The sequence below is a fragment of the Sphingobium sp. IP1 genome (assembly GCF_002708645.1).
GTDB lineage: Bacteria > Pseudomonadota > Alphaproteobacteria > Sphingomonadales > Sphingomonadaceae > Sphingobium > Sphingobium yanoikuyae.
Window position 1 is genome coordinate 36,427 of sequence record NZ_NOIW01000027.1, and the last position, 22,797, is coordinate 59,223.

The following is a 22,797-nucleotide window of genomic DNA, read 5'->3' on the forward strand; positions in this document are numbered from 1 at the left end:
ATGGGGCGCAAGTCGTCTATCAAGACCCTGCCGCCGCAGGTGCAGGCCGCTGTCGTCCAGGCGCTCGAAAGCAGCGCCACCATTGACGATATCGTCGCCAAGCTCGCCGAGCTCGGGCATACGCGCTCCCGCTCGGCAGTAGGCCGGTACGCCAAGGACTATGCCGAGGTGGCCAAGCACCAGCGCGATATCCGCGTGGTGGCCGAAGCCTTCGCGTCCGAATTCGGCAGCGCCGACAATGCCGAGGGCAAGTTCATGGTGCAGATGCTCACCAGCATCGGTGCCCGCATGATCCTGCCCATGGCAACGGGCGATGGCGAGGAACTGGGCTCGCTCGATTTCCAGCGCCTGGCGAAGGCCACCAAGGATTTGCTGTCATCGGCAAAGCTTGACGCGGAACGCGACGCGCGCCTTCGCGACGAGGCGAAGCGGGAAGCCCAGGAAGAAATGCGCCGGAAACTCGATGTGGCGGGTAAGGAAGGCCGTATCGATCCCGGAGCGCTGCAGGAGGCTCGCCGCTATCTGGGCTTCGGCGACTAATGGCCGACCGCGCCTTCGGAGATGAGCTTGAGCGGCTCATCCACTTCCATTCCTATCAGCGCGCCTGGCTGGAGGATAAAAGCCGGTTCAAGGCGGGGATGTTCTCGCGTCAGACCGGCAAGACCTTCACCACCTGCGCCGAATTGGTCGATGACTGCATTGAAGCAGAACTGACCGGCAAGCGCACGCGCTGGGTCATCCTGTCGCGCGGTGAGCGGCAGGCGATGGAGGCGATGACGGAGAACGTCAAGCCGATGACGCGGGCCTTCTGGGCGCTCTACAATGGCCTCAAAGGGGCGCCCCCGGAAATCACCCAGGGTGAGTTTCGCGGCGAGACCACAGAAGCCACCTATCGCACTTATGAGGTGACGTTTCCCGGCGGCTCGCGCATCACGGCGCTGCCCGCCAACCCCGATACCGCGCGCGGCTTCTCAGCCAACGCCGTGCTCGACGAGTTCGCCTTCCATCAGAACAGCAAGGCTATCTGGGGCGCACTCTTCCCGGTCATATCCAAGGGCTGGAAGCTGCGCGTCATTTCGACGCCAAACGGGAAGAGCAACAAGTTCTACGAGATCATGACCGCGACCAACTCGATCTGGTCGCGGCATACGGTCGATATCTATCAGGCCGTTGCGGCGGGGCTGGAACGCAATATCGACGAACTGCGTGCCGGTATGAGCGACCCGGACCTGTGGGCGCAGGAATTCGAGCTCAAATGGCTCGACGAGGCTTCGGCCTGGCTGGACTTCGACCTCATCAACAAGGCCGAAACGCCCGGCTATGGTCGTGTGCGCGTCATCGAATACACCGATGGCATCAAGACCAGGGACGATATCACCGGCGAGCCGATCGGGCCGACCAACGCCGAAGTCTTCGTCGGCATGGATATTGCCCGCAAGAAGGACCTTACCTGCATCTGGGTCGCCGAAAAGCTGGGCGACACCCTGTATCCGCGCGAGATCATCACGATGCGGCGCGCGCCGTTCCAGGCGCAGATGCAGATGCTGGCGGATGTCGTGCAGCGTGACCGCGTCTCGCGCGCGGCGATCGACGAGACCGGCATGGGGGGGCCGTTCGTCGAACAGGCCAAGGGATTGCTGGGCAAGTTCCGCATCGAAGGCGTCACCTTCACCTTGCCGGCAAAATTTGCCCTGGCGACCATGCTCAAGGATCGGATGGAGGATCGCAAGTTCCGCATTCCCGCAGGGGACATCTATTTGCGGGACGATCTGCACTCCATCACCAAGGCCGTTACCTCCACCGGCGCCGTCCGCCTTGTCCACGACGGCGAGAGCGACGGCCATGGCGACCGTTTCTGGGCAGCAGCGCTGTGCGTCAATGCCGCAGGCGAATTCGCCGGCCCGATCGAAGTCCAGCCCCTCCACCAAATCCGCAGCACTGCTGACGAGACGATGATCACCTCCACCGGCTTCGGCACCGTCCGTCGCCGGCCCAGCGGACTTTACTTCTGATGGCCCAGCGACCCGCCCCCTATCGTTCCCCTGGCCGCGTGGCATCCGTCCCGCGTCCGACGCCTGAACTCTTCACCGAGATCGCGACCACGCGCGATGGCCGCGACATCACCCAGCCATGGGTTCGCGGTCTGCGCGAAGCGAAGGACCCCAAGCTATCCACCGCCGTCGATTGGGGCGCCTATGACATCGTCTTCAACGACGATCAGGTCAAATCGACGATGCAACAGCGCATCGGCGCCGTCGTCTCGCGAGACTGGAACGTCCTGGCGGGCGACGATGAAGACCCGCGTGCGGCAAAGGCCGCGGAGGCCTTTGACCGAACCATGAAGCGCCTGGCGTGGGACCGGGTGACGCGGATGATGCTGATGGCCAGCTTTTACGGCTATAGCGTTGGCGAATTGATGTGGGGCTATCGTGATGGCCTGCTCGACATCACCGGCATCAAAGTGCGCCATGCGCGGCGTTTCCGCTATGATGACGAAGACCGCCTGCGCATGCTCACGCCCACGAACATGCAGGGCGAAATCCTGCCCGAGCGTAAGTTCTGGGTCCATTCGGTCGGCGCGGCCGATGATGATCAACCTTATGGGCAGGGCCTGGCCCACTGGCTCTACTGGCCCACGTTGTTCAAGCGGAATGGTATCCGCTTCTGGAACATCTTCCTCGACAAATTCGGCACGCCCACGGCCATCGGCAAATATCCTCGTGGGGCAACGCGCGAAGAGCAGGTCAAGCTGCTGTCCGCCCTCCAGGCCATCGCAACGGACAGCGGCTTCATTGTCCCGGACGATGTAACCGTTGAACTGCTCAAGGGCGCGCAGTCGGGCATCACCGATTTTCACACGCTGTGCCTCTACATGGACGGCGCGATCAGCAAGATCGTGCTGTCCCAGACCATGACCACGGACAATGGCTCTTCGCGCTCCCAGGGCGAGGTCCATGCAGATGTAAAATTGGAAGTGGTCAAAACCGACGCCGACGATCTGACCGACAGCTTCACCCAGCAGGCGGCGCGCTGGTGGACCGATTGGAACTTCGGATCGGATGTCGCCGCGCCGATCGTTCGCCGCATTGTCGAGGAGCCGCAGGACACCAAGGCCCAGGCGGAAACCGACAAGATGCTTGCCGATCTGGGCTGGGTCCGCACGAAGGATAGCTACGAAGATACCTATGGCGAAGGCTTTGTGCGTCGCGATGATCCCGATGCGCCGTCCGGTTCGCAGCCGAAACCCAATCCTCCCGAGCAATTGGGCCATAATGGTGGCACGCCGCTTGATGATGCCGATGTGGCACCACAGCCCGCAAAGATAGTCAGTTTTGCGGCCGACGATCCGCGCCCGCTCTACGTGTATCGGCAGTTGCTCAATACTAGCGAGGTGCTGGACCATTTCCGCGCCCAGGGGTTCCGTACGACGCTGCCGGCAGAAGAACTGCACGTCACGGTGACCTATTCCAAGCGACCGGTGAACTGGTTCGGCATGGGGCAATTTGGCTCCAATACCGGAGAGGTGATCGTTGGTCCTGGCGGGCCGCGTTTGGTCGAGCCTATGGGCGATGGCAGCGCCGTTGCATTGCTGTTTCAGTCGCCCGATTTGCAATGGCGCCATCGCGAAATGCGCGATGCGGGGGCGAGTTGGGATTACCCCTCTTATCTCCCGCACGTCACCCTGACATACGAGGCCGGCGACATCGATCTGTCCAGGGTCGAGCCCTATCAGGGCCGCCTCGTTTTCGGGCCGGAACGCTTCGAGGCGATCCAGGACGACTGGCATGAGTTGGTGGACGAAGAGCCGGCCGCCAGCTTTGCGGAGGTATCCGCCAGCGATCATGATGACACCGAAAGCGTCGTCGATCGCATGATCGCCGAGGACGGCTATCGCGTCGCCAACAGCATCACCGGCACGCTGGTCGATCGTCTCATGGCGTCGGACAGCGCGACGGAAGCCCGAGCGATCCTGGCCGATGCGCTTGGCCTGATGGAAGATACGCCGCTCATCCAGGCGTTGGAGCGCGCCGGCTTTGCTGCCCAAATTGATGCCGCCACCCAGCCGGCCACCGAGGTGACGGCATGACATGGCTGTCCAACGCCGGCCAAGCGCCAGTCTTTTATCCGAGCTTCCACGAGGAGGAATGCCCGCCGCACCTCTTCGCGGAAAGCGAAGCCGCAGGGGCACGGGTCCGCGTACGCCTGCGCAATGGGCGTGAGCCAGACGACAGTTGGCCCGTCATCGGCCGCCCCGTGCCGACACGGTGGACGCTGACCGGCGGTGAATTCGACATCATCGCATGGAGGCGTGCATGAATACCGCGAAGGACGCGTTACTGGCCAAAATCAGGAAATGCCTCGCCCTGGCGAAGTCATCCAATGAGCATGAGGCCGCCGCCGCTCTGGCGAAGGCAAGCGCGCTTATGGATGAGCATGGTGTTTCCATGGACGATATCGCCATGTCGGAAATCGGCGAGGCCACAGCAAAGGGCTCCACCACGCAGCGCCCGCCCCTGTGGGAAGAAGCATTGTGCATGACAGTGCGCCACGCCTTTGGCTGCAAGGTAGCGATCGGTGCCAATCTGCATCGGATCTACATCGGCCCCGGCCCGACGCCGGAAATCGCTAGCTATGCGTTCTTGGTCCTGTTCCGCCAACTGAAGGCGGCAAGGCAAGAATATATCTGCACACATCTCAAGCGCTGCCGCCCTGGCCGTAAGCGCCAGCGGGCGGACATCTTTTGCGAAGCATGGGCGTCCGCCGTGTATAGCAAGGTCAAGGCGCTGATGCCGGCTGTCCCGCCGCATGCAGCAACGGATCGCTATATCGAGCGCCGGTTTAGCAACTTGGTCGAAATCGGCAGCCGCCACGCCTCGGAAAAAGGTGGTCGCCTGGCGGCCGACTATTGGCGCGGTTATGATGCCGGCCACGCTGCCAATCTGTCTCAGGGCGTCGGCGCCAGCGCTGACCGCGTGCGGATCGCATAATGGCCGACAGCCTGGGCTATTCCATTTTCCTGAAACCGGATGATGTGGTCCGCGCGTTCGAAGCGCGCGGTACGCTCCAGCCGACTGTGCGCTGGTCGGAGATGATGCATGAAAATCATGCTGTCGCTTTCACTGTGGCCAAGATCACGAAGCTCGACCTCCTGCGGTCGGTGCAAATATCGATCGACGATATCTTGCGCAACGGCGGCACCTTTGAGGACTGGAAGGGCGCGATCCTCCCGGAGATGAAAAAAGCAGGCTGGTGGGGCGCGGTCGCGAATGCCGACCTCACGGGCACGCCGGACACCATCATCGTCAATGATCGGCGGCTGCGCACCATCTACAATACCAACGTCGCGATGAGCATGGCGTCAGGGCATTGGGCGCGCATCCAGCGGCAGAAGGATGTCTATCCATATCTGCGCTATTTGCCGTCGACCTCGGAACATAAGCGCCCGCTCCACAAGACATGGTACGGCATCCTGCTGCCGGTCGACCATCCCTTCTGGCAGACGCATTTCCCGCCCAACGGTTGGGGCTGCAAGTGTCACTTCGAGCAGGTCAGCGAGCGCAAGATGAAGCGCATGGGCTGGACCATCACACCCGACAGTGAATTGCCTCAAAACTCTCGCACTTTCACGGATGCCACGGGGCGCCAGTTTGCTGTGCCGGATGGTATCGACCCCGGCTTCAGCTACAATCCGGGCACCGCCCATCTCCGCGCAGTCGCAGCCAAGGCCGTCGCCTCACTGCGCGCGGCGACCGATGCCGGCATGGACGCGTCAGCCGACAGAACGCTGCGGGAGATCATCGCTGATGCCGCCTTTGACCAGTTCCTTGGCGCCCCGCACGGGGCGTTCCCCGTGGCCATCCTCGATCCCGCCCAGCAAGAGGCGATGCAGGCTCGCAGCCGTGTCATAATCATGCCCGATGGCGTCTACCGCAAACAGCGCGGCGACATGCAGGACATCTCCGCCGGTCATCCAGAACTGACGACAGCGGACTATCGCCTGCTACCTGACATTGTGTCCCGCGCCCTCGTCATCGCACAGCAGGGCGACAATAAGCTCATCTTCTTTGCCGACGAGGCCGGGAATATCTGGAAGGCCGTGGTCCGTCAGGATGCGGGCGACGAGTTGCCCGTGCTGGTCAGCTTCCATCGAAGTCGGCCGCGCAACATTGCCGCCGAAACCCGCAACCTCACCATCCTCATGGATCGCCGCCAATGATGGAGAGGACGATGCGCGGCAGGGACTTCCTGTCCCCTGCAAAGCAGTCAACGGCCGGTAGCCTCGCGCTACGGAGGGAAGAATTCACCGCGTCGCGCGCATCGCAGGCTGAAGATAGTCCGAGCCGCACCGGTTTTCAATTCACCGCCTTTGGGCGGGGGATGGGGCGCACCAACGCCCCAAACCGACGGAAGAGACCCGTCACGATCCGGCTGGCCAAAGCCGAAACCATCCCGCCATCCAACGCTGGACGGCGCGATCAAATAGAGAACATCGTGAAAGAGTCGAGTCCATTTTCAGCGTCGCTGCACGCGACCTGCAATCACCCTGCATACCCACTTCAGGCCGTCGCGCCTGTTCGGCCGGTCGCCCCCTATATCGGCGGCAAACGCAATCTGGCAAAGCGGGTCATAACCCGCATCAACGACGTGCCTCACGACACCTACGCAGAGGTGTTTGTCGGCATGGGCGGCATTTTCCTCCGCCGCGATCTGCGCCCCGCCGCCGAGGTCATCAATGACTGGTCGGAAGATGTTTCCACCTTCTTCCGCATTCTCCAGCACCACTACGTCGCCTTCCTCGACATGATCCGTTTCCAGATCGCCTCGCGAGCCGGCTTCGAGAAACTGCTAGCAACGGACCCGCGTTCGCTTACCGATCTGCAACGGGCCGCCCGCTTCCTCTATCTTCAGCGTCTCGCGTTCGGCGGCAAAGTGGATAGCCGCACGTTCGGCGTCGCACCGACACGGCCGAGCCGGTTCGATGTGACCAAGTTGGCGCCCATGCTCGAGGCGCTTCATGAACGGCTGGCCGGCGTCACCATTGAGCGGCTGCGCTGGCAGGATTTCGTGGCGCGCTACGACCGTCCAGGCACGCTCTTCTATCTCGACCCTCCCTATTTCGATTGTGAGGGAGACTATGGTGCGGGGATGTTCGGCCAAGCCGAGTTCGCCGAGATGGCAGAGCAGCTGGCTAGGTTGAAAGGGCAGTTCATGCTCAGCCTGAATGACCATCCAACGGTGCGCGAGTTGTTCGGCCGCTTCACCCTGGAAGAGGTCCAGACGACCTATCAGGTAAGCGGCAATGGCAAGGCTCAGCCCGCTCGCGAATTGATCATCACCGGCCCAGCCAGATGACCGATTTCACTTCCCACTTCGCTTTCCACTTAGGTCTCCGCGCACGGATCACCGAATGCGGCCAAAAGCCCGAGAAAATGGGGCCTATCGCGAAGTGGGAAGTGATTTTTCCAATAAGTGGGAAGTGGCCGCGGATTTCCGCCGAGTATCAGCGATCAGGAAAGCCCGCTTGCCGACGAAACCGCCAAACGCGCCAAAAACTATCCACTTGCCTTCAAAGCGGCGCGCGACCCGCGAAAAGCCCATTTTTCCGGGTATCTCATCCCGTTATCGTCCGAAAAAGTTCCTCAATATCCCGCTTCCCCGAGGTGGGTAATTATTGGCGCGGCACACTGGTCCAGCTGATCGCCCGAATCGGCGAGCCGGCGACGGTCGAGCGCGCGGTCAGCCGCCCCTGGGCCAGCGCCCTGTTCGAGGGACGCCGCCATGTCATCCTGTTGCGGGTGGCGGGCGGCAGCCTGCGCGCCCGCCGCGAGGCGCTGGCCAGCGAATTGCAGGATGCGGAATGGACTTTGCCGGGCCATTTCGTCGCCGACATGGTGATCGACGACCTGCGCGGCGACGCGGAAGGCGAATGGATCGAGCTGTCCGCCCTCACCATCCGCGACTGGTAGCCTGATCGTTTAGCGCGGGCGCCCGGTCATGGTGCGCAGCGTGCCGAGCGCGGCACGCAGCGCATCCTCGACATCCTCCGACACCGCCTCGCGCACCGGCACCGCCGAAGCGATCGGCATGTCGGCGATGACGCGCGGCGCGGTTGCCGGCCGGCCACGCTGGACCAGCGCCCGCTCCAGCCGCTCCGTCAGTTCGGTGATCGACAGGCTGTCGATGCTGCGCGGGGTCGGAGCGGACGATGCCTCCGCCCTCGGAACAAAAGGTGCGGGTTCGGGCGCTGGATCGAACGCCTGGATCGGTTCTTCGATCACCGGTTCCGGGACGAAGGCAGGGGCCTGCTCAACAATCGGCTCCGGTGCGATATCGGTCGGCTCTTCATCGAAGGCGGCAAATTCCGCCGCTGCCTCTTCTTCCCAGGGCTCGAATATAGCGTCTTCCGGCGGCGCGAACGGTGCGCGGCCGAGCGGGATCGGATTGGCCGACAGGGTCGGCATGGCATCGAACGGACGCGAGAAGGCGGGCGCCGGTGCGATGGCCATATCCTCGACCGGTGCCTCTTCATGCGGGGTCGGCATGGCAAAGGCGGCTGGCGTCTCCATGCGCACCACCGTCGCCGTCGCCGGCTCTACCGGATCGCTATCGACCACCAGACGACGACGCCCCGATTCCGGGCGCGCGAAGATATCGGCGCCGCCAAAGTCGCGGCTGGCAAAGATCGGAGGACGGGGCGGCGCATCGGGATGCGCGTCGGCACGGCGCTGGCTAGGCGCAGCCTCTTCGGCAGCGGGCACATTGCGTCCGCGGGCAAGCGCGGTCAGCTTTGCAAATGCGAAACCCATTTTTCTTGCTCCTTGGGCGTCTGGATGACGCCTTCCGCTTATTCTCAAGCGCCTGTGCGGCGCATCCGATCCATCTCGCCGCACCGCGGCCACAATTCCTACACTCATCAGCGCGGCAAAACCGGCCAGCAGCAATCTTGCCTTCATGCCCAGCGGCGGACCGGCCGCCGGGATCGTCTCGCTCAGGCCGCTCGACGCGACCAGCATTTCCATCCAGCCGACCGGCAGGGTCAGCACCACCAGGGCGCCGCCGCCTGCCGCGGCCAATGCCATGATGGCCAGCCCCCGCATGGACGGTGTGAACTTTGGCATCGCCGCCGTTCCTCAGGCCGCCTTTGCGGTCGAGTCGCGTCCCAGAAGTCGCTGGTAAACAGGCTCATAACGCAAAATGTTTGACGACCAGTTACGCTCCCTCTCGACGAAATCGCGCGCCACGATGCGGCGTTCATCCCAGAATCCGCGATCCGCGAACATGCCTGCCAGCGCCTGCGCGATCGCGGCCGGATCGTCCGGCGCGAACAGGGTGCCGGTCACGCCATCCTCGATCAGTTCGCGATGACCGCCGACGCTCGACGCAGCGACGAGTCGGCCCTGCGCCATCGCCTCCAGCGGCTTCAATGGCGTCACCAGATCGGTGAGGCGCATCGCCTTGCGCGGATAGGCGAGGACATCGACCTGGGCATAATAATGTTCGACCTGATCGTGCGACACCCGGCCGACAAAGACGATATGGTCGGTGAAGGGTGATGCCAGCGCCTGATCGCGCAGCGCCTGTTCCATCGGCCCGCCGCCGACCAGCAGCAGTTTCGCCCTGGGCCGCGCCCGCACGAGTCGCGGCATGGCGGCGATCAGATCGTCCAGCCCCTCATAATCATAGAAGCTGCCGATGAAGCCGACGACATCGGCGCCTTCCAGCCCCAGCTTCGCGGTCAGGGCCGGATCACGCGGCACCGGTGCACCGAACTGATCGAGATCGACGCCATTGGGCGAGACGGTGATCTTGTTCGAATCGATTCCGCGCGCGACCAGGTCGGACCGCAGCCCTTCACAGATGACGGCAACCGCGTCGGCGGCACGGACAGCATGGGTTTCGAGCTGGCGGGTCAGCCAGTAGCGCGGGCTGCCTTCGGTCCCGGTGCCGTTGCCGACCGCCGCATCCTCCCAGAAGGCGCGTATCTCGTAGATCAGCGGAATGCCGTGCCGGCGCGCGACTCGCTGCGCGGCCATGGCATTGAGCACCGGCGAATGGGCATGGATGATGTCGGGCCGCCACTGGCGCACCAGCGACTCGATCGCATCGGCATGGGCGGATATGTCGCGCCACTCGCGCAGCAGCGCATTGCCGCCGGCCGCTTCGCCCGGTGTGCGGTGGAAATGCAGGCCGTCGACCAGTTCCTCCTGCGGCCCCGCCGCGACGTGACGCCGGCCGGTCAGCCCGCGCACATCCCAGCCCTTGGCCAGCTGCGCCCGCAGGATAGCCCGCGTGCGGAACGTGTAGCCGCTGTGCATCGGCAGGCTGTGATCGAGAACATGAAGGATACGAGTCATAGCGGTAACTTTTTGCCGAAAAAGGTTTAACGCCCCGTCAACTCTGTCACGCTAGGGATTTTACGGGGCAAGAGTCCAGAACCGGCAGATCAAAACACGCAATGATTGATACCCTATCCCTGCTGATCAGCCATGGCGTCATCCTGCTGGCCGCCTGGCGGCTGCTGTCGCGCCCGGACCTGGATCGCGACATCGACACCCCGCCGGCATCGCCGGACGGAGACGCCGCCGATGCGTGACCTTTTCTTCATCGCCTTCCTGGGCGCCTTCTTCCTGATGGGATTCAAGCGGCCGTTCCTGCTGGTCATCATCTACGCCTATATCGACATCGTTTCGCCCCAGCGGCTCTGCTATTATCTGCTCAATTCGATCCCGATCTCGCTGATCGCCTTCGTCTGTGCGGTCGGGGCGTGGATAGTGGTGGACGACAAGAAGGATTGCCGCTTTTCCGCGCGGCAGGTGCTGCTGCTGATCCTGCTTGCCTGGTGCGGCTATACCACCGCCACCGCCGATTTCCCGATCAACGCCGCGACCAAATGGGCCTGGGTGTGGAAGGCGATCGTCTTTGCCGTGTTCCTGCCGCTGGTGCTGCGCACGCGGCTGCGGATCGAGGCGCTGGCGCTGTTCATGGTGCTGTGCGCGAGCACGATCATCATCAATGGCGGCATGAAGACCGCGCTGTCGGGCGGCGGCTATGGCGTGCTCAATCTGATGGTCGACAATAATAGCGGCCTGTATGAGGGCAGCATCATTTCCTGCGTGGCGATCGCGCTGATCCCGATCATCCTGTGGCTGACGCAGCATGGCACCATCTTTCCGCCCGACTGGAAGGTGAAGGCCTTTGCCTATGCCTTGTGCCTGGCCTGCATGCTGATGCCGGTCGGCACGGAGGCGCGCACGGGCCTGGTCTGTCTGGTCATCTTGGCCGGCATGATGCTGATGCGGTCGAAGCGCAAATTCGTCTATGGCCCGCTGCTGGCCTTTGCCGCGCTGGCCGCCATCCCCTTCCTGCCCGCCAGCTTCACCAACCGGATGCAGACGATCGAGAATCACCAGGGCGACGAAAGCGCCTCCACCCGCGTTGCCGTGTGGATGTGGACGCTCGACTATGTGAAGACCCATCCGGGCGGCGGCGGCTTCGACAATTATCTCCAGAACAGCTTCACCTATTTCGCCCAGAGCGAGGTCGGCGACGGCGACGAGAAGCGGATCGAGCGCCGCCTGGTCACCGACAAGGGCCGCGCCTATCACAGTGCCTATTTCGAGATGCTGGGCGAACAGGGCTATTTCGGCTTCTTCCTGTGGGCGCTGCTGCACCTGAGCTGCTTCATCCGCACCGAATCGATCCGCCGCATGTATCGCAAGCGCGACGGACCGGACGAGGCCTGGATCGCGCCCTTCGCCGTGGCGCTGCAGCAGGGCCATGTCGTCTACATGATCGGATCGCTGTTCGTGGGCATCGCCTATCAGCCTTTCATCTTCATGATGCTCTCGCTTCAGATCGGCCTCGACACTTATTTGACCCGCAAGCGCAAGGACGCCGGCCGCGTGCCGTTCTTCGAACAGCCTGGCGCGCAGGCGGGAGTGACGGCATGACCATGGAATTGCGGATTTTGGGCTGGCTTCAGGGACTGATGCTGGGATTGATCCTGGCCGCCCCGTTGCTGTCCCCCGCCTATATGCCATGGGGCGTGCAGATGCTGTTTGCCCTGTCCGCCTTCCAGTTGCGGCAGGCCGACCGACGCTGGGCATTGCGGCCGGGCATGACCGGCTGGATCAGCCATATCCGCATGGCGCCGTCGCGGATGCTGCCCTGGGCGGCGAGTGCCGTCGTCGCCTTGATCGCGGACGGCGCAGGCGCGGCGGCCTCCGGCGCGATCCTGCTGGCGGCGCTGACCTGCGAATTGCTGCTCTATCCGCTGCTCACCCGCCTGATCGGCGGCTGGCAATGGCGCCGCGCCGCGCTGGCGATGATCGGGCTGATCGCCGCCTGTGCGATCGTGCCGGCCGGCGCGATGCAGAATATCGCCATGTTCGCGCTGGGCGTCACGGGCTGTCTGTTCTGGCTGCGCGGCCCCGACGGCGACCTGCGGGCGACGCTGGCGGCCTTTGGCGGCGGGCTTTCGGCGATCACCCTCGCCTTTGCCATGCCCGCCACCATGATGCTGGCTTTCCCGCTGGCGGTCATCAGCCTGATCGTCGGCTGCGCCCAGGCGACGACGGTGCGCCGCCAGTTGCTGCCCTGGACCGGCCATTATGGTGCCGACGCCGGCTGGTTGCAGCGGTTGCGATCGCGCCCGTCCTGACGGCGCCGGGCAGGCTGCACGCGGAACGAAGCGGATCATCACGGGTTGGACCGGGAGAAAGAAGGTCGCCCGGTCCCCATGTCGTCCCCCGCCATCATCCACAGCCATGACGGCATGCCCGGCATCAGCCGGCGTGCGCTGAAGCAGGGATGGGCCTATCGCGCGGCGGACGGCGGCCGCATCACCGACCGGGACGAGATCGACCGGCTGAACGCGATCGCCATGCCGCCGGCCTATCGCGACTGCTGGTTCTGCCCCTCCCCCCACGGCCATATCCAGGCGACCGGCTATGACGAGCGGGGACGCAAGCAATATCGCTATCACCCCGATTTCCGGGCCGCGCGCGAGGCAGAGAAATATGCCGGCTGCCCCGCCTTCGGCCGTGCCCTGCCGCAACTGCGGGCGCAGATGGAGGAGGATCTGTCGCGGCGCGGCCTGCGCAAGGCCCGGACGATCGCGGCGGTGGTGCGGCTGCTGGACCTCGCCAAGCTGCGGGTCGGCAACGAACATTATGCCACCACCAACAAGAGCTTCGGCGCGACGACGCTGCGGCGGCGGCATGTCGACCTGAATGGCCGCAGCCTGACCCTGCGCTACCGCGCCAAGTCCGGCAAGGAGCAGCAGCTGAGCATCACCGACAGCCGCCTGCTGCGATTCGTGCGGGCGGTGCAGGATCTGCCGGGCCAGCATCTGTTCCAATATCTGGACGAGGATGGCGAGGCGCGGCCGATCAGTTCGAGCGACGTCAACGCCTATATCGCGCAGGCCATGGGCGGCGACTTCACCGCCAAGCATTTCCGCACCTGGGGCGCATCGACCATCGCCTTCGAGACGCTGGCAGCGGGCCATGTCTCGCTCAAGGAGATGATCGCCCCGGTCGCCGCGGCACTGGGCAACACGCCGGCGATCAGCCGCAAATCCTATATCCACCCCGCCCTGATCGACCTGTGCAAGGACGGACAGGATGAATGGCGGCAGGGGCTTCGCCTGCCGCGCCGGACGCGCTATCTGTCGCGTCACGAACGCGGGCTGATCGCGTTCCTCGACGATCTGGCCAACGCGCCCCCGCTGGCAGCGGCGGCCTGATCGAGCCCACGGACCATCAATCAAGGATCAGCATGGCCAACAAGAACGACCCCGGCATCGACATCAATGTCCGTGCGCCCAACCTCACGGAAATGTGGCATTCGACCATCGCCTGGTTCCAGCTTCATTATATCCAGATCCTGATCGCCGTCGGCGCGGCCACGATCATCTATCTGGCGCTCGCCACATTGCGCCGGATCGGCACCAAGCATCGCGGCCGGCGTGGCGACCCGCTGGGCCTTGGCAATGTGCTGAGCCGCGCGGCGGCGCGCACGACGCAATATTTCATGATCATGGTCGCGGCGCGGCTGGTCGTGGTGTTCGCCGATGCGCCGGCGTCGCTGAGCAAGACCGTCACCTTCTTCTTCACCATCGCCACCGTATTGCAGGCCGCGATCTGGGCACGGGAGATCATCCTGGGCCTGATCGAGCGCAAGACGCTGGCCGACGATGGCCAGGGCGAGACGCTGGCCAATGCGATGGGCCTGATCCGTATCCTGGTGACCTTTGCCCTGTTCGCGATCGCCGCGATCGTGGTGCTCGACAATCTGGGCGTCAACGTGACCGGTCTGGTCGCGGGTCTGGGCATCGGCGGCATCGCGATCGGCCTTGCCGCGCAGGGCATCTTCTCCGACCTGTTCGCGGCGCTGTCGATCATCTTCGACAAGCCGTTCCGCCAGGGCGAGATCATCACCTATGACCAGACCACGGCGCGGGTCGAGAAGATCGGCCTGAAATCCACCCGGCTGCGGGCGATGAGCGGCGAGAAGAAGGTGATGTCCAACGCCAATCTGCTGCAGAAGGAAATCACCAGCCTGCAGACGCTGATCCAGCGCCGCGTCACCTATGCCATCGGCATCATCTACCAGACGTCGGAGGAACAGGCCGAAGCGATCCCCACCATATTGAAGGAGATCGTCGAGGCGGAAGGCATGATCTTCGTCAATGCCGGTATCATTGCCTTTGGCGCCAGCAGCCTGGACTATCAGCTCAATTTCGATGTGCCCGATCCCGACCATCATGACTATTTCCAGATGCGCCATCGCATCGGCCTGGCCATCTGGAAGCGGTTCAATGCCGAGGGTATCGAGTTCGCCTATCCAACCCAGACCAGCTTCACTGCGGCCCCCGACGGCAAGGCGATCATGCCCTATGCCGAGGTGCAGCCAGTGCGCCGCGTCGACGGATAGAATGAAACGCCTCGCTTCACCGCAGGACGGATTCGGCTGGTCCCCTTTCCGCTTGCCGGCGGGGACCGGCCGCGCCCTTACCGACCCATCACCAATGAACGATATGGATTTGCCATGAAAATGAACCGGATGGCGGCCCTTGGCCTGCTGATCGCTGCCCCCCTTATGGCGCCTGCCGCCCATGCCGAGGGACTGGGCGCCGAAGTCAATTATGGCCGCGCCGACGGCCATTGGGGCACCGAGATCGGCGCCGGCTATGCGCTGGACATGGCGGGTTTCAGCCTGACGCCGGGCGGCGGCGTCTATCTGCGCGATGGCGACACCAAGCTCTATGGCCGGGTCGAGGCGGCCTATACGATCCCCATGTCGGTCTCGATTGGCGCGGGCGTGCGCTTCAGCGGCGACAATACCCGCCCCTATGCAACGCTGGCGATGCCACTGATCCCCAAGCTGCGCGCCAAGGCCAATGTCGGCCCGAAATATTATAGCGTCGGCCTGACACTGGGTTACTGAGCCGAGACAATCTGTCGCGATCGGCGGGCCTGGCAGGATCACGCCGACGCGACAGCCCCGAAGTTCACAGTGTCGTCGGGCAAATCGGGCCGTTTGCGCCGGATATGCACCACCCGCGCCCCTGTCACGCGACAGCGGCGCGACACCTGGGTCATAGGCACGCGACAGTCGGGTCACGACCAGGCAACGGTGACGCGCCATCGAGGCGACACTTGGGTCACGCCTCCCATGGGCGACGGGCAATGACGCGGATTGCATCGCCGAGGATAGACCAGAGAATGGCCGAGTAGGAAAGCGGTGGCCGGTTGGGGACCGGCTTCAGGCGGCCTGCCCCCCTCCACCATCCTGCGGATGGTCCCCCTCCCCGCACGCGGGGAGGAATGGTTTTAGCCCTGGCCCCAAAGGGTGCCGGGGTGGAGCAGGCCATCGCGCAGCGGCAAGGCGCCGTCGCGATCCTTCGCCAGCAGCAGCGCGCCATCGAGATCGATCCAGTCGGCGCCCTGTGCCACCAAGGCGGCAGGCGCGATGCCGAGCGAGGTGCCGAGCATGCAGCCGACCATGATGCGAAAGCCGCGCGCGCGTGCTGCCTGCGCCAATGCCAGCGCTTCGGTCAGGCCACCGGCCTTGTCGAGCTTGATATTCACCGCGTCGAAATCGCCCAGCCGGTCGAGATCGGCGCGGGTGTGGCAGCTTTCATCGGCGCAGAGCGGCAACGGCGCCCGCAGGCCCGCCAGCCTGTCCTCCCGCCCGTGCAGGATCGGCTGCTCCACCATTTCCACGCCCAGTTCGGCGAGCGCCGCCGCCTCCGCCACGATGTCGCGGTCATGCCAGCTTTCATTGGCGTCGACGATCAGCCGGACCCCGGGTGCGCCGGCGCGCACGGCGGCGATGCGGGCATGATCGCCCTCCCCCGTCAGCTTGCATTTGAGCAGGCCAAAGCCGCGCGCGACGGCGGCGCGGGCATCGGCCTCCATCCGCTCCGGCTCGCCCAGGCTGATGGTGAAGGCGGTGGGCAACGGGGCAGGCGCGGCAAGGCCCGCCAGTTGCCAGACCGGGACGCCCGCCCGTTTCGCCTCCAGATCCCACAGCGCGCAGTCGAGCGCGTTGCGCGCGGCGCCGCGCGGCATCGCCTGCAACAGCGCGTCGCGATCGAGCGGCCCGGCATAGGCGTTGATCGCCGCCGCGCAGCCCTGTGCGGTCTCGCCCTCATAATAGATGGCCGTCCCCTCGCCCCGTCCGACATGATCGCCGTCGCCCACGGTGCAGACGACGACGTCCACCTCCGTCTTGGCACCGCGGCTGATGATGAAGGCGCCCGCAACCGGCCAGCGTTCGACCGTCGCGGAAATTATACGGGTCATCGGCGTTTCCTGCGTGATGATTTGACCAATTCGACCGGCGTCATATGCGTGAAACAGGACGACCGGCATAGTCCCCGCCTTTGCGACAGGAGCGTATTTCCCCGTGACTTCCCGTGAATTGACCGGCTTCCTCTCGCTGCATGAATCCGAACCCGTGACCGATGACCTGTCCCGCCGCACCTCCGACATGGCATGGCGCCTGGCCTTTGGCGCGATCGGCTGGCCCTGGCTGCTGGCCAGCCTGTCGGGCGGGCGCAAGGCGGACAAGCGCGCGCTGCTGGACGAACTCAAACTGCCCCATGATGCGCTGCCCCATCTGGGAAGCTGGAAGGCCGATGTCGGCTTCCTGCGCCATATCGTGCGCGAGATTGCGCGGCTGCGGCCGGCGCATGTCGTCGAACTGGGCGCGGGCGCATCCTCGCTGATCGCGGCGCGGGCGCTGCAATTGCATGGCGGCGGACAGCTGCACAGTTTCGACCAGCATGGCGGCTTTGTCGACGCAACCCGGCAATGGCTGGCCGACCATGCGCTGGACGTGGATATCCGCCATGCGCCGCTGACGCACGAAAGCGCCGACTGGCCGGGCCGCTGGTATGCGATCGACCGGTTGCCCGAGCAGATCGACCTGATCATCATCGATGGCCCGCCCTGGAGCGTGCATCCGCTGGTACGGGGCGCCGCCGACAGCCTGTTCGCCCGCCTCTCCCCCCATGGCGTGGTGCTGCTGGACGATGCCGCGCGGCCGGGCGAGCGGCTTGTCGCGCGTCGCTGGCGCAAGCGTTGGCCGCATATCGATTTCCGCCTGATGCATGACGGCACCAAGGGGACGCTGGTCGGCCGGCGCCGCGACATGTCGCGACCAGTGGCCAATGACAATGAGACCGGGCGCGGCTGGCGCCATGTCGGGCGGGCGGCGGCGATCGCTGCGCTGCTGGCGACGGGCTGGATCGGCCGGGGCGCGCTGGGCGAATTTCCCCAGGCGGCACAGGCCAGCACCTTCCTGGACGAGGCCGCCGCATCGCGCCGCGCCGGCCTGCTGCGCCAGCAGATGGCGTCGCAGGTCGAGAGCGCCAAGCTGGACGATGCCGAAATCCGGCGGTCGACCGGTATCGTGCTGCCGCGCCTGCCGGCCAATTGGCAGGTGCGGGACGTGCAACTGTTCCCGACTGCCGACAGCCCGGCGATCGCGATCGCGCTGACCACCGAAAAGGGCGAGCAATTGTCGCTGTTCGCCGACCGGGCGGAAACGCCGGCGGAAGGGCAGCCGTTGATCGCGGAGCGGCGCGACGGCACGGTCGCCTATTGGGAGGCCGGCGACATGGCCTATGCGCTGACCGGCAAGGCGGATACGCCGCGCCTGATGGCGCTGGCCGAACGGATCGCACCGGCGGCCTGAGCGGCGGGATGGCGCGCGCCCATTGAGACGGGCGCGCCGCGCTGCTAACGCCCCGACATGGAGGATGCCACCGCACCCGCGCCGCGCCGCGCCGATCGCCCTGCCCTGTCGAGTCTGGCCATGCTGTGGCGCTTTGCGACGCGCTATCCGGCGCGGATCGCCGGGGCGCTGACCGCGCTGATCGTCTCTTCCGCAGCGACTCTGGCGATCCCGAGCGGCTTCCGCCTGGTGATCGACAAGGGCTTTACCGGTGGCGGCGATATCAGCCGCTGGTTCGAATATCTGTTCCTGCTCGTCGTGATCCTGGCGCTGGCAAGCGCGCTGCGCTTCTATTTCGTGTCCTGGCTGGGCGAGCGGGTGGTCGCCGACATTCGCAGCGCGACCCAGGCCAATCTGCTGCGCCAGGCGCCGGTCTTCTTCGAGGAAAACAGGCCGTCCGAGATCGCGTCGCGCATGACGGCGGACACCGCGATCATCGACCAGGTGGTGGGATCGACCGTGTCGGTCGCGCTGCGCAACCTGGTCACCGGCATTGGTGGCTTCATCTATCTGTTCATATTGGCGCCCAAGCTGGCGGGGCTGCTGATCCTGGGCATACCGGTGATCGTGCTGACCTTGGTAACGCTGGGCCGGCGAGTGCGCAAATTGTCGCGCGCCAGCCAGGATCGGCTGGCCGAGGTCGGCAGCGTCACCACCGAAGTGCTGGGCGCGATGAAGATCGTCCAGGGTTTTGGCCAGGAAGGACGCGAGGCGGCCCGGTTCGACGCGACCGTCGCGAGCGGCTTTGCCACTGCCCGGCAGCGCATATTGCTGCGCGCGGTGATGACCGCCATCGCCTTTGCCCTGGTGTTCGGATCGATCACCGGGGTGCTGTGGCTGGGCGCGATCGACGTCGCGGCCGGGCGACTGTCGGGTGGCAGCATCGCCGCCTTCGTGCTGACCGGCGGGCTGGTGGCCGGTGCGTTCGGATCCTTGTCGGAAAGCTGGGGCGATCTGCTGCGTGGCGCCGGGGCGGCGAGCCGGCTGGACGAGCTGATGGCGGCCGAGCCGGCGATCGCCGCGCCGGCTGTAGCGGTTGCGATCCCCACGCTGCCGCAAGGCGCGCGGCTGCGCTTCGACAATGTCCATTTCCATTATCCCACCCGGCCCGACCAGGCGGCGCTGAACGGCGTCACGATCGACATTGCGCCAGGCGAGACGGTGGCGGTGGTCGGGCCTTCGGGCGCCGGCAAGTCGACGCTGATCCAGCTCGCGCTGCGCTTCTATGATCCCGATCAGGGCGAAGTGCGGCTGAACGATGTGCCGCTGCCGGCCGCCGACCCCGCCGCGCTGCGCGCCGCGATGGCGATGGTGCCGCAGGACAGCGTGATCTTCGCCGCCTCCGCCCGCGACAATCTGCGCTATGGCAAATGGGATGCGAGCGACGAGGAGATATGGGCGGCGGCGCGGGCGGCCAATGCCGAAGCCTTCCTGCGCGCCCTGCCCCAGGGACTGGACAGCCATCTGGGCGAAGGCGGCGCACGGCTGTCGGGTGGGCAGCGCCAGCGCGTGTCGATCGCCCGTGCCTTGCTGCGCGATGCGCCGATCCTGCTGCTGGACGAGGCTACGTCGGCGCTGGACGCGGAATCGGAGCAACTGGTCAAGGATGCACTCGACCGACTGATGCAGGGGCGCACGACGATCGTCATCGCCCATCGGCTGGCGACCGTGCGGGCGGCCGACCGGATCATCGTGCTGGATCAGGGACGGATCGTGGAACAGGGCGACCATGCGACGCTGGTGGCGCTGGGCGGCCTTTATGCGCGGCTGGCCAGCCTGCAGTTCCAGGACCAGCTGGACGGCTAAGGCGCCGTCAGCGGCCGGACAGGCTGCGCTGGATGATATAGTCGAAGATGGCGGGATGGAGCGGGCGCTCGAAGGTGCAGCCCGATTCATGCGCGCGCACCCATTGAACGCGGGCGCGACGGCCCTCGAAGCCCGGTAGCATGATCCACAGCTCGCTGCCGACGGTGAGCTTCATGAAACTGTGCAGGCGAAAGCCGGTAAGCGACATGTCGGCGATATTGCTGGTGAACCAGGTTTCACCCGGACGCCGCACCTTGACGCTGATCACAACGTCGCGCCGTTCGGCAAGCCGGCCCCTGCGTTCCAATTCGGTCAGTCGTTCAGCGCCCATGGTCCACATCCACCCATTCCCCTTCAGCATCGCGCAGGAAGGTAAGGGAAATGTTAAGCGGGAGACGGACGGGCACAAAAAAGGGGCTGCCGAAGCAGCCCCTGGTCTGTGGTCCGATTGATCGTCCGATGGGTCGGAGACGGGAAGTCTGAGACCGACGGGCCCCGGACGATCAGGGATCAGAACGAGCTATACTGCTCGTTGCCGACGAAACCCAGCTTGGTCACGCCCGCGCGCTTGATCTCCGCCAGCACCTCGTCAACGACGACGTAGCGGGTCTGCGCGTTCGGCTGGAACTGCAGTTCCGGCTCGACGGGCAGACGCAGCGACTGCTGCAGATACTGACGCAGGGTCAGCAGGTCGATCGGCGCACCGTTCCAGCTGATCACGCCGCCGGCATCGATCGCGACCTTGTTCTTGACAGGGTCGACCACATTGTCGCTCGGAGGCGCGCTCTGCGGCAGATCGATCTTAACCGCGTGGGTCTGGATCGGAATGGTGATGATGAACATGATGAGGAGAACGAGCATGACGTCGATCAACGGCGTCGTGTTCATTTCCACCATCGGCTCACCATCATCGGAGCCCATGCTCATGGCCATAACGAATTCTCCTTATGCGGCCGATCAGAGGCGGGTCGTCGTCGAACCGGGTTCCGGTTCGGAGATGAAGCCCACCTTCGGGAAACCGGCGCGCTGCATCGTGTAGATGGTGCCGCCGATGCAACGATAGGGGGTATTGATGTCGCCGCGGATATGCACTTCGGGCAGATCCTCGGGCGTCAGATTTTCAACACCACCAGCCTTCTTGATGTCCGCTTCCAGCTTGGCGACGGCGCGATCGAGCAGTTCGTCGGAGCTGACCTTGGTCAGGTTCCAGTAAACCGCACAGCTGCCGTCGGGCGCCGAGGTGACCGACAAGGAAACATTTTCGGGTTTCGTCGTGGTCGGCTCGAACGCCACCTTGGGAAGTTGCAGATCGACCGTCTGGACGACGACCGGGACCGCGATGAGAAAGATGATGAGCAACACCAGCATGACGTCGACGAGCGGCGTCGTGTTGATGTCGGACATCGGCTTGTCGTCACCGCCGTCGGAGCCAACACTCATTGCCATTGATACAATCCTAACCTTGGTGTCGTAGGTGCCCCGTTAACCGGGGCCCCTGTCCGGCAGGGGCCGGGTGGTCGCAGCCGCCACCCGGCGCCCGAACCGGCGTCTTAAGGCGATTAGGCCTTGGTCGGCGCAGCAGCCGGCTTGGCAGCAGCAGCGGCCGGAGCGGCAGCAACGGTCGGCTTCACGGCGCCGTCCGAAACCAGGTAGGCCAGCAGGTCGACGGTGAAGCCGTTCAGCTGTTCCGAGATCGCCTTGTTGCGGCGCTGCAGGAAGTTGTAGGCCAGAACGGCGGGAACGGCCACGGCCAGACCCAGCGCGGTCATGATCAGAGCTTCACCGACCGGGCCGGCAACGGCGTCGATCGAGGCCTGACCGGCAGCGCCGATCTTAATCAGGGCGCGGTAGATGCCGATAACGGTACCGAACAGACCGATGAACGGCGAGGTCGAACCGACGGTGGCGAGGAACGCCAGGCCGCCACCGAGCGACGAGTTGATCGCGGCTTCCGAGCGAGCCAGCGAGCCGTGCAGCCAGTCATGTGCTTCGACCGGATCCTTCAGCTTGCCATGCTCTTCCTGAGCCTTGATGCCGTCATCGACGATCTGCTTGTAGGCCGAGTTCTTTTCGAGCTTGGCCGAAGCTTCCTTCAGCGAAGCGGCGCGCCAGAAGGTCGCACGGATCTTCTTGCCCTGGCTGATCACCTTCTGCTGTTCGATCAGCTTGGTGAACAGGATGTAGAAAGTGCCGACCGACATGGCGCACAGGATGATGAAGACGGTCCAGGCAATGGTGCCGCCCTGCTCCAGGGCTTCCATCAGGCCGTACGGGTTTTCCGGCTTGGGCGCCGCGGCTGCGAGATACATCAACATGTTCAAGACTTCCCTCTCAAAAGGATCGTGAAAGGGGAGAGCGGCGCCGGGCGCCTGCCCTCCCGTTTAAATTACTGCGGGATCCGCCACTGAATGCGGTTCGCGTAGGTCGACGGGATCTTGTTACCCTGGTCATCTTCCGCGGGGCTAAAGCGCGCGCGGCGGGAAACCAGCTTACAAGTTGCGTCGTCCAGTTCAGGCGAGCCACTCGACTGCGTAACGGTGCAGCTCGTGACACGGCCATCGGCACCCACTTCAAGACGGAAACCAGTGGTCCCCTGCTTTTCTTCACGCAGAGCGCGCGAAGGATAGTCTTCCGTGGTTGCCCAGGAACCCGGATTGCCACGCGGCGACACGCCCTTTGCAGCCTGCTTTGCAGCGGGCGGCGGCGGCGGGGCCGGCGGCGGTGCGGGCACCGGAACCTCATTGA

The 22,797-nt window shown here is 64.7% G+C and carries 23 protein-coding genes; 15 read left to right on the top strand and 8 right to left on the bottom strand.

The features are described from left to right. From CG471_RS11885 to CG471_RS11915, 7 genes are all read left to right on the top strand, one after another. Nucleotides 1-540 (top strand): phage protein Gp27 family protein, encoded by a 540-nt coding sequence (locus CG471_RS11885; RefSeq protein ID WP_180275686.1) that lies wholly within the window; start codon nucleotides 1-3, stop codon nucleotides 538-540. Then, nucleotides 540-2,012, top strand: coding sequence for a terminase large subunit domain-containing protein (locus tag CG471_RS11890; RefSeq protein WP_099232003.1), 1,473 nt, complete (start codon nucleotides 540-542; stop codon nucleotides 2,010-2,012). Before CG471_RS11885 ends, CG471_RS11890 begins: the two co-directional genes overlap by 1 nt. Then, nucleotides 2,012-4,087 (top strand): DUF935 family protein, encoded by a 2,076-nt coding sequence (locus tag CG471_RS11895; RefSeq protein WP_099232004.1) that lies wholly within the window; start codon nucleotides 2,012-2,014, stop codon nucleotides 4,085-4,087. Before CG471_RS11890 ends, CG471_RS11895 begins: the two co-directional genes overlap by 1 nt. 226 nt (nucleotides 4,088-4,313) lie before the next feature. After that, the gene (locus tag CG471_RS11900) at nucleotides 4,314-4,988 is read left to right on the top strand and encodes a DUF2786 domain-containing protein (RefSeq protein WP_180275687.1); all 675 of its coding nucleotides are present in this window, start codon (nucleotides 4,314-4,316) and stop codon (nucleotides 4,986-4,988) included. Beyond that, nucleotides 4,988-6,217: a phage minor head protein gene (locus CG471_RS11905; RefSeq protein ID WP_099232006.1), complete on the top strand. Its 1,230-nt coding sequence runs from the start codon at nucleotides 4,988-4,990 to the stop codon at nucleotides 6,215-6,217. The genes CG471_RS11900 and CG471_RS11905 overlap by 1 nt, the downstream gene beginning before the upstream one ends. Next, on the top strand, nucleotides 6,214-7,353 hold the full coding sequence (locus tag CG471_RS11910) for a DNA adenine methylase (protein ID WP_306552741.1): 1,140 nt from the start codon (nucleotides 6,214-6,216) through the stop codon (nucleotides 7,351-7,353). The genes CG471_RS11905 and CG471_RS11910 overlap by 4 nt, the downstream gene beginning before the upstream one ends. A 308-nt stretch (nucleotides 7,354-7,661) precedes the next feature. Next, on the top strand, nucleotides 7,662-7,967 hold the full coding sequence (locus CG471_RS11915) for a hypothetical protein (protein ID WP_257211510.1): 306 nt from the start codon (nucleotides 7,662-7,664) through the stop codon (nucleotides 7,965-7,967). 9 nt (nucleotides 7,968-7,976) lie between these two features. Here CG471_RS11915 and CG471_RS11920 read toward each other — a convergent pair whose 3' ends face one another. Further along, nucleotides 7,977-9,119 (bottom strand): hypothetical protein, encoded by a 1,143-nt coding sequence (locus tag CG471_RS11920; protein WP_257211511.1) that lies wholly within the window; start codon nucleotides 9,117-9,119, stop codon nucleotides 7,977-7,979. A 12-nt stretch (nucleotides 9,120-9,131) separates the two neighbouring features. Continuing rightward, on the bottom strand, nucleotides 9,132-10,355 hold the full coding sequence (locus CG471_RS11925) for a TIGR04063 family PEP-CTERM/XrtA system glycosyltransferase (RefSeq protein WP_099232007.1): 1,224 nt from the start codon (nucleotides 10,353-10,355) through the stop codon (nucleotides 9,132-9,134). 101 nt (nucleotides 10,356-10,456) lie between these two features. Here CG471_RS11925 and CG471_RS30630 point away from each other — a divergent pair, with 101 nt between their 5' ends. The 6 genes from CG471_RS30630 to CG471_RS11950 all read left to right on the top strand — a co-directional run bounded on the left by CG471_RS30630 (nucleotide 10,457) and on the right by CG471_RS11950 (nucleotide 15,450). Next, nucleotides 10,457-10,594 (top strand): hypothetical protein, encoded by a 138-nt coding sequence (locus CG471_RS30630; RefSeq protein ID WP_004210005.1) that lies wholly within the window; start codon nucleotides 10,457-10,459, stop codon nucleotides 10,592-10,594. Further along, nucleotides 10,587-11,951 carry a putative O-glycosylation ligase, exosortase A system-associated gene (locus CG471_RS11930; protein ID WP_099232008.1) on the top strand — a complete coding sequence of 455 codons (1,365 nt, stop codon included), beginning with the start codon at nucleotides 10,587-10,589 and terminating at the stop codon, nucleotides 11,949-11,951. Before CG471_RS30630 ends, CG471_RS11930 begins: the two co-directional genes overlap by 8 nt. Further along, nucleotides 11,948-12,661: a hypothetical protein gene (locus CG471_RS11935; protein ID WP_099232009.1), complete on the top strand. Its 714-nt coding sequence runs from the start codon at nucleotides 11,948-11,950 to the stop codon at nucleotides 12,659-12,661. The genes CG471_RS11930 and CG471_RS11935 overlap by 4 nt, the downstream gene beginning before the upstream one ends. A gap of 78 nt (nucleotides 12,662-12,739) precedes the next feature. Beyond that, nucleotides 12,740-13,747 carry a DNA topoisomerase IB gene (locus CG471_RS11940; protein WP_099232010.1) on the top strand — a complete coding sequence of 336 codons (1,008 nt, stop codon included), beginning with the start codon at nucleotides 12,740-12,742 and terminating at the stop codon, nucleotides 13,745-13,747. Between the two features lie 32 nt (nucleotides 13,748-13,779). Then, the gene (locus CG471_RS11945; protein WP_099232011.1) at nucleotides 13,780-14,937 is read left to right on the top strand and encodes a mechanosensitive ion channel family protein; all 1,158 of its coding nucleotides are present in this window, start codon (nucleotides 13,780-13,782) and stop codon (nucleotides 14,935-14,937) included. Between the two features lie 114 nt (nucleotides 14,938-15,051). Then, nucleotides 15,052-15,450, top strand: a complete 399-nt coding sequence (locus tag CG471_RS11950) for a hypothetical protein (RefSeq protein WP_010336879.1) — start codon at nucleotides 15,052-15,054, stop codon at nucleotides 15,448-15,450. Between the two features lie 386 nt (nucleotides 15,451-15,836). Here CG471_RS11950 and dgcA read toward each other — a convergent pair whose 3' ends face one another. Continuing rightward, nucleotides 15,837-16,811: an N-acetyl-D-Glu racemase DgcA gene (dgcA, locus tag CG471_RS11955; RefSeq protein ID WP_099232016.1), complete on the bottom strand. Its 975-nt coding sequence runs from the start codon at nucleotides 16,809-16,811 to the stop codon at nucleotides 15,837-15,839. Nucleotides 16,812-16,914: 103 nt separating this feature from the next. On the opposite strand from dgcA, the gene CG471_RS11960 reads away from it, so the two are divergent. Next, nucleotides 16,915-18,207, top strand: coding sequence for a class I SAM-dependent methyltransferase (locus CG471_RS11960; RefSeq protein WP_099232012.1), 1,293 nt, complete (start codon nucleotides 16,915-16,917; stop codon nucleotides 18,205-18,207). A gap of 57 nt (nucleotides 18,208-18,264) precedes the next feature. After that, nucleotides 18,265-20,052 (top strand): ABC transporter transmembrane domain-containing protein, encoded by a 1,788-nt coding sequence (locus CG471_RS11965; protein ID WP_099232013.1) that lies wholly within the window; start codon nucleotides 18,265-18,267, stop codon nucleotides 20,050-20,052. 7 nt (nucleotides 20,053-20,059) lie between these two features. On the opposite strand, the gene CG471_RS11970 is transcribed toward CG471_RS11965, so the two are convergent. The 5 genes from CG471_RS11970 to CG471_RS11990 all read right to left on the bottom strand — a co-directional run. Next, nucleotides 20,060-20,383, bottom strand: coding sequence for a PilZ domain-containing protein (locus CG471_RS11970; protein WP_099232017.1), 324 nt, complete (start codon nucleotides 20,381-20,383; stop codon nucleotides 20,060-20,062). A 179-nt stretch (nucleotides 20,384-20,562) separates the two neighbouring features. Next, nucleotides 20,563-20,985 (bottom strand): biopolymer transporter ExbD, encoded by a 423-nt coding sequence (locus CG471_RS11975; protein ID WP_004209993.1) that lies wholly within the window; start codon nucleotides 20,983-20,985, stop codon nucleotides 20,563-20,565. Between the two features lie 24 nt (nucleotides 20,986-21,009). Further along, nucleotides 21,010-21,498, bottom strand: a complete 489-nt coding sequence (locus CG471_RS11980; RefSeq protein WP_004209992.1) for a biopolymer transporter ExbD — start codon at nucleotides 21,496-21,498, stop codon at nucleotides 21,010-21,012. A 113-nt stretch (nucleotides 21,499-21,611) separates the two neighbouring features. Beyond that, complete coding sequence (locus CG471_RS11985; RefSeq protein WP_004209990.1) at nucleotides 21,612-22,367, bottom strand: MotA/TolQ/ExbB proton channel family protein; 756 nt, start codon at nucleotides 22,365-22,367, stop codon at nucleotides 21,612-21,614. Between the two features lie 71 nt (nucleotides 22,368-22,438). Continuing rightward, on the bottom strand, nucleotides 22,439-22,797 hold a 359-nt coding region (locus CG471_RS11990), incomplete at its 5' end, for an energy transducer TonB (RefSeq protein ID WP_143560194.1).